Source organism: Bartonella sp. TT110JLCBS, assembly GCF_042193405.1.
Taxonomy (GTDB): Bacteria; Pseudomonadota; Alphaproteobacteria; order Rhizobiales; family Rhizobiaceae; genus Bartonella.
Map to the genome: position 1 here is coordinate 1 of NZ_JBHILT010000163.1, position 856 is coordinate 856.

Annotated in this window: 1 protein-coding gene; it reads left to right on the plus strand. The window is 35.3% G+C overall.

Annotated features, from left to right (window positions below; all coding sequences use genetic code 11):
* Nucleotides 1-551 (plus strand): hypothetical protein (locus tag ACFILW_RS10190; RefSeq protein WP_375685779.1); only part of this gene is annotated, 551 nt, incomplete at its 5' end.
* Between the last annotated feature and the right edge of the window lie 305 nt (nt 552-856).

The window sequence follows — 856 nt, forward strand, 5'->3', positions numbered from 1 at the left end:
GTAATAAAAATTGCAGTGCGGGCTGCAATCATTGTCCGTATTCGATGGAATGTATAGTGAGAGATGACGCGTTGCCTGAATCTTTATATACAATAAATGACATAAAATCTGATTTTATTATTCTTTCTGGTGGAGAGCCTTTTGAGCTCGATTATGATTTACTTCATAAATATACTTGTATGTGTCTCATTTGCAAAAAATATTTTCGGATTGCAACAGGGGGGCACATCTATATTCAACCATATTTGAAGCTATTAAAGAGTAATCCGTTCTTTTTAGGGATACAAATAGGCACAGATGTTATTTCAGAGATAAGAAATCTAGACAGTAAAAAATATAAACAAACGTGGGTGCGTAACATAGAATGTATGAAAAAAGATAGCGTACCATATAGTGTGACGATTACTTTATCGGAGAGATTCGATTTGGCAGAAGTGTTAGCTCTAATACGTATCGCTACTCCCGAGTTCATTTCAGTTAAATATGATACGGGATTTTTTTCTGGCTGTGAAATAAAATATGGATATACGCATCAGAGTTTACACCAATAAATATAAACTATCGGATTCTTTTCACAGTTCTTCTGGTGTGTTAGTTGAAAAAACAGATGTCTTAAGGAAAGAATAAGACAAACGGAATGGCTTTTTCTTATATACCTATGGAAAAACAGGAAGCTTATTTTTTGATAAGTAGTACTTCTAGTAGATATGGTTATAGCAGTGCTCATCTTCGCTATGCTGCTCTACAAGGAGCTGTTAACCTTGTCGCGCAGAAAGGAAAAATATCTACAATACATTTTGGTCTTTTCGGAACCTACGGGCAACTCTCCTTCACTCCAAAGAATATGCAAGACAGC